At 58.6% G+C, this 4,643-nt stretch carries 4 protein-coding genes and 1 pseudogene; 2 read left to right on the top strand and 3 right to left on the bottom strand.

The annotated features are described in order from the left end of the window. Nucleotides 1-333: 333 nt before the first annotated feature. A complete protein-coding gene (locus B3759_RS09380) occupies nucleotides 334-492 on the bottom strand; it encodes a hypothetical protein (protein ID WP_291365671.1) in 159 nt (52 codons plus the stop codon). On the opposite strand from B3759_RS09380, the gene B3759_RS16910 reads away from it, so the two are divergent. Continuing rightward, entirely contained in the window at nucleotides 440-754 is a 315-nt protein-coding gene (locus B3759_RS16910; protein ID WP_408736474.1) for a YXWGXW repeat-containing protein, read from the top strand. The genes B3759_RS09380 and B3759_RS16910 overlap by 53 nt on opposite strands. Nucleotides 755-807: 53 nt before the next feature. Here the strand turns inward: B3759_RS16910 and B3759_RS09375 are convergent, their stop codons facing one another. Continuing rightward, nucleotides 808-3,768, bottom strand: a complete 2,961-nt coding sequence (locus tag B3759_RS09375; RefSeq protein ID WP_082786057.1) for a Tn3 family transposase — start codon at nucleotides 3,766-3,768, stop codon at nucleotides 808-810. Nucleotides 3,769-3,867: 99 nt separating this feature from the next. Between B3759_RS09375 and B3759_RS09370 the strand changes: the two genes are divergently transcribed. Then, a complete protein-coding gene (locus B3759_RS09370; RefSeq protein ID WP_248845800.1) occupies nucleotides 3,868-4,500 on the top strand; it encodes a recombinase family protein in 633 nt (210 codons plus the stop codon). 34 nt (nucleotides 4,501-4,534) lie between these two features. On the opposite strand, the pseudogene B3759_RS09365 reads toward B3759_RS09370, so the two are convergent. After that, nucleotides 4,535-4,643 (bottom strand): annotated as a pseudogene (locus tag B3759_RS09365) (recombinase family protein); the annotation flags it as partial.

The following is a 4,643-nucleotide window of genomic DNA, read 5'->3' as shown; positions in this document are numbered from 1 at the left end:
CGCGCACGACTGCTCAAAATCGCAACAGTCGTAAAGGTCAGCGTGCGTCGGATTGTCCTGTCCATGCCAGATATGTTCCCCTGCCAGCATGAATTCGCTCTTGCTCATGCACGATTGCGAAGTCTTTACTTGGCGTCCTGACGAAACAGACAGTGCATAGACTACATAGCTCCCACCAACACTGCCTTCTCACGCGGTGACACCCTCACTGCGTTCAGAATCTGCCCCCAGAGACAGAAAACCGTCGGTAGGCCAGATCAGACGCCAAGGAAGTCCTGAAAAACAGAAAATGGTCCAAAATTACTCTATCCGTGAGAAATCCGCGTCGAGGGTTCACACCGTCATTGTCTGCTTATCTCCGCGAGTGAGACCGGCCCATGCCCATTTTACGAACATCGTGCTATAAAGCATCATCGCATGTTCAGAGTAGACCAGGACAATGACTGATAGCGTCAGATGGAAGTTGTTGACCGCGGCTTTTGCCGCGACCATGCTGAGTGCGGCTCCGGCGAAGGCCGGGCCGTGGATTTACGCTGGACCACCAGTTGTCGTTCCACCACCAGTCGTGGTCGGGCCGCCACCTCCGCCTGTTGTGATTGCACCGCCTCCCGTCAGAATCATTCGTCCCCCGTCACCGGTGCCACCCTACGAAATAGTGCCCTTGCCGCGCCGAGGCTATGTCTGGGAGCCTGGTCACTGGTTCTGGACTCCGCGCGGCTACATCTGGCGGAGAGGCCGGTGGAAGCGAAGGTGAACTCTGTCGTCTGTGATGAAGGGGTCACGGCACGATCTGTTAAAAATTGCACGCTAAGCAGCGCGGGGTATGAACGGATTGCGAACATTTCGTAGAGATCTGAGGCTGGTGTGAACTGGATTCCAGACATAATCCCCGGTCAGGGCGATGTGTTCCCATCCGAGCGGCGCGACATGTGCCAGGAGATCATTGGGAATAGCGGTGCCCTGGGCGCGCAGGTGCTGGACGGCCTGGTCGAGATAGACGGTATTCCAGTGGACGATGGCGGCGGTGATAAGGCTGAGCCCGGAAGCTCGGAAACTCTGGTTCTCGAAGGTACGATCACGAATTTCACCCTGGCGATGGAAGAATACGGCGCGACGCAGGGCATTGCTGGCTTCGCCCTTGTTGAGCCCGGCATGGCTGCGCTGACGCAAGGCAGGATCAGACAGCCATTGCAAGGTGAACAGGGTTCGCTCGATCCGTCCCAAAGCTCGAAGCGCCCGGGATAGGGTGTTTCCGGCACCGGCCGCCGCCAACTTCCGCAAGATGACGGAAGGCAAAACGTTGCCGGCGTTGATGGAAGCCTTCAACCGCATCAGTTCTGACCATTGGCTAAGGATAGCGGTGATTTCAACGGTATCGCCGATCAGCGGTGTCAGCAGCGGCCAGTTGCCCGGCTTTTCGATAGTGTAGAGTTTGCGGTCTTTTAAGTCCTTGATCCTGGGGGCGAACCGGTATCCCAACAGGTGGCAGAGACCGAAGACATGATCGGTTGCGCCGGCGGTATCGGTATAATGCTCGGCGATGCGCAGGTCGGTCTGGTGGACATGATGCAGCAGCCCGTCGAGCACATGGGGCGCCTCGCTCATGGTCGCGGAAATGACGCGCGTGTGGAAGGGCCCGTATTGGCCGGAAACGTGCGTGTACATCACTGAGCCGGGTTCGATGCCATATTTGGCATTTACCGAACTACCGCCTCCCGCGCGGCCCCCGGCCCGAAAATATTGCCCGTCTGATGATGAGCTTGTACCATCATCCCAGATCGTTGCCATAGGATGTGCATGGTGCGCGTTGATGATGGCGGCACGGGCGGCGACATAATTGTCATCGCTAATGTGCCATTGGGCCACATTGACCAGGTGGTGATAGCTGAGGCCACGCGAGGCATCAGCCATGCGAGCCAGACCAAGATTGGTGCCATCGGCCAACACCGCCGCCAGCAAGGCAGCTTTGTCGGCGGGAGAATTGCCGGTGCGCAGATGCACGAACTTATCCGTGAACCCGGTCCAGGCATCGACCTCGCTCAGAACTTCGGTGATCCGCACTCGCGGCAGCATGCTGTTCAACCGCAGCGCCAGATCGCGGGCTACCTCGGGTGAAGAGGGGGGAGTGCGGGCGATAAAAAGCTTACCGTCTTCGATCTCCACCCCGTCAAGGTTGCCCCGCGCGGCACGAGTGGCCACGAAGGTCATGCGTTCGCACAGCATCTCTGTGCGGGCTGCGATGTAACGTTCGGGATCGGCTTCACCATCAATACCGGTGGCCGCGCCGCCTTCGGCCGGGAGCAGGTAGGCCTCGAAAGCCTGGTAATCACGGCTGCCAGCAACCCAGATATTACTGCCCCGCAGCTTGTCACGCAGAACGGCCAATATCGCTGTTTCGTAGAGCCGCCGATCTGCTGAGCCGCCAGCAAAGATCAGCTTGCGCCATTGCAGCGGTAGGCACGCGGATGGTGGCCGTTTTGGCAAGGTACGGATTATGCCACGGTTCAAGGCGCGAAGAAGTTCGAGCGCAGCAAGGACGGGATCGTTCGGCACATTCGACCGGAACTCGAAGGCGGATAGGAAGCGAGGGCTGAACCGACGGAGCACTGCATACCGCTCGGCTGCTGTGACCAGAATATCCTGACGCGCCACGCCCACGACGGCGCCGATGACGGGCAGTACGCCTTCGAGCTGATCCATGCCGATCTCGCGCTCAACGGCACTCACGCCATCCTCGCCGGCTTCCTTCGCCTGGTGCAAGGCGGCAATTGTTTGGCGGAACAGCAATAATGCCTTGGCAACATCACGCCGTGTGGCCTGAAAGCGCCGTTCGTCGCGATTGCGGGCGCGGCTGAACAAGGTGCCGATATATTTCTCGAACATGGCAAGCACCACGTCCGTCAGCCGGGTTTCAAGGCTTGATATCTGGGCAATGAGTATAGCCGTACGCCGCGCCGGTTCCAGATCGGCAATGTGCTGCACGGTCATGATCGCCCCCTCATCGGTCAGCCGCGCCAGGCGGGAGGCATGGATACGGCCAGCCCGTGTGGGATCGATTCCCATGGCGCGGACATAATCGAGGCGATCGAGCAGAGAAACAATGTTGGCAGGAGCTGGTGATTCTGAATAATCCCGCAACCAGGCGAAACGGGAACGACGCAACTCGGGATCAACCGTCAGTAGTCCGAGCAGAGCATTGCGTTCCGCATCGGGCATTCCGGCCGCCAACACCTCAAATGTTTTCTTACGCGCCCGTGCCCGGGCGGCCAGTCCAATCCTCTCAAGCACCATCGTGGATGGAATTACGACACCGCTCAACCGCAAATGGGCCAGAATAGCCAGGACTATGGGTTCACCGCGATCTGTAGCCCACGCCACATTACCACCAATGCGAAGGGAACTCCGCCAATCACAGAGCCCAAAGCTTCGTAACCCCAGATATTTTTGAAGCTCGATGACATGTCCACGGCGCGTCTGATCCCTTTGTGCATAATCAGCAAAAGCCGTTGCAGGGATGCCGAGTTGATGGGCGATGAATGCGATCATGGCTTCCGGCGGCTTTACCGCTGGCCCCGGGCTAAAACCAGGGTATCGGAGAAGGCACAGCAGGACCGCGCATCCAAACCGGTTAGCCGCACGCCGCCTGGTGTTAATGAAGTCGAGATCGTTCAGGCTGAGGGTGTAATGACGTGCCATCTCCGGAAGATCTGCCGGGATCGAGAACAAGCGGGTTCTCTGCTCTGAGGACAGCAGGTTACGAGTAGCCATGACGAAGTCCGATCTCGTGGATGCGGGAGTTCATAAACTACTTGCCTTTAAAAGCAATTCTGAAAGAGGATATTGAAAGAAAAGTCGCAAGGAATTGTCGTGCCCACCCAATCCTTTCAAAAACGGTCATTTGTGAAATCTATTGAGTCGGCTTCGACTGGCCTGCTCCTCGGCTACGCCCGCGTCTCGAAGGGTGACGATCAAAACAACACTATGCAGATCAAGGCTCTCAAGGTCGCTGGTTGCAGGCGGCTGTTTGAGGAAACCGCCTCTGGTGGCCGATGGGACCGGCCGGAACTCCAGCGCCTGCTCGACCAGCTACGCGAGGGCGATACCCTTGTCGTCTGGAAGCTCGATCGTCTCTCCCGATCCCTGAAAGACATGCTGCACATCATGGAGCGGATCGGCAACGCCGGCGCAGGCTTCCGATCCATCACGGAGAACATCGATACGACTACTCCTGCCGGTCGGATGATGATGCAGATGGTTGGGGCTTTCGCTGAATTCGAGCGGGCGATGATCCGCGAACGCACCTCGGCAGGCCTTGCCGCTGCCAGGGCTGAGGGCCGGATCGGTGGCAGGCGCAAAAAGCTCGACGCCGTCAAGCGCCGAGAAATCGCCGAGAGCGTCATCTCCGGCCGCAAATCGGGAGCCGACATGGCCCGACTTTATGGTGTCAGCCAGCCAACCGTCTCGCGTATCGTCGCAGCTCACCTCGCTGATCAAGCTTAGCGTGCAATTTCTAACAGATCGTGCGGTGACCCCAAACACGATAGCTCTCCAGCTCCTGAAGCGTGGAGATGAGATCAATGGTCGAGCGCCCCCAGCGGGACAGCTCCGTCACCAGGATGGCGTCAATTTCACGGGCCTGGGCC

The organism is Acetobacter sp. UBA5411 (assembly GCF_002409645.1).
Classification (GTDB): domain Bacteria; phylum Pseudomonadota; class Alphaproteobacteria; order Acetobacterales; family Acetobacteraceae; genus Acetobacter.
Note: the sequence above shows the minus strand (reverse complement) of the source record. Positions and strands in the feature narration are given on the sequence as shown.